Annotated in this window: 1 protein-coding gene and 1 pseudogene; both read left to right on the forward strand. The window is 30.0% G+C overall.

Features of this window, described 5'->3' with window-relative positions:
* Window positions 1-505, forward strand: a 505-nt coding sequence (locus AJN69_RS00305; protein ID WP_070290172.1) for a hypothetical protein, incomplete at its 5' end; no start/stop codon positions are given.
* Window positions 506-562: 57 nt separating this feature from the next.
* Window positions 563-1,027 (forward strand): annotated as a pseudogene (locus tag AJN69_RS00310) (hypothetical protein); the annotation flags it as partial.

The raw sequence follows: 1,027 nt of genomic DNA on the forward strand, positions 1-1,027 counted from the left end.
TTGGCGTGATTATGATTATACAGCAGGAGAATATCATTTTACAATTTGGTTTAATCCTAATAACAATAAATATGAAGCTGTTTATATTGGAGAAAGGGGCGGTGTTGAATTTGAGTATTCTTTTGATAGTGAAAAAGAAGCTATTGATAAAATGTTGCAGATGAATTATAAACAAAAATATTTTAGCGTAAATGAAGACTATTCAATGCAAAATAGAAAAGAAGTAGCACTAAGAATCATCCAAGAAGAAAATCTAGAAGTGATTTGGTATGATGAAGCACTTAAACCTTTATGTACAGGTATCAAACATGATAAACAAAGAGATAAATACATTTCTTTTATCACTAATGCTAAAGCAGAGCTTATAGAATGGAAAAGTATTGAATTTGATGGGGATAGGTACAGTAAAACATTTGAAAGAATGTTAAATGATGAAGATATAGCCCTTTATGCTCTTATCAATCGTGCCAGAATGATTAAACAAAATAGAATCAGTTTTGTGTAAATGTTTTCCTTATGATTTGATTTAATCTTAGTGGGTTTAAAACCCACAAGGCTTTTCATGGCTAGAAAAAGAAAGATAACTATTCCTAGAATAGAAGATATTAATGTAACTCTTGATACTTCTTGTATGCATCCTATATTAGAAGATAATACTTTAGTATGCTTACATGGAGGTAGAGTTAAGTTAAAAGCAAAAAAAGCTAAAAGAATAAAATCAGACAATGTTCCTATTATGCTTAATAATGAAATACAAGGAGCTAGTATAAGTGGATGTTTAAATCCTCCAGTAGCTGGAGGACCTTGTACTAAAGTTGCTTTGGTATTTCCTTATACTTATTCAAAGCATAAAATCAATAATAAATATTCCGTTTATCAAATGGGCTTAATAGGAGTAAGTAATAAAGGCTATCCTGTACTTTCTATACCTAAAGGCAATAAGATTAAATTTGCTTTAGCTAAAATACAAGCTAGTCCTCTTGCTAAGATTAAGTATGATAGGATAAGATGGCAAGGGATAGGAGAT

Source organism: Campylobacter sp. BCW_4338 (genome assembly GCF_001763255.1).
GTDB lineage: Bacteria > Campylobacterota > Campylobacteria > Campylobacterales > Campylobacteraceae > Campylobacter_D > Campylobacter_D jejuni.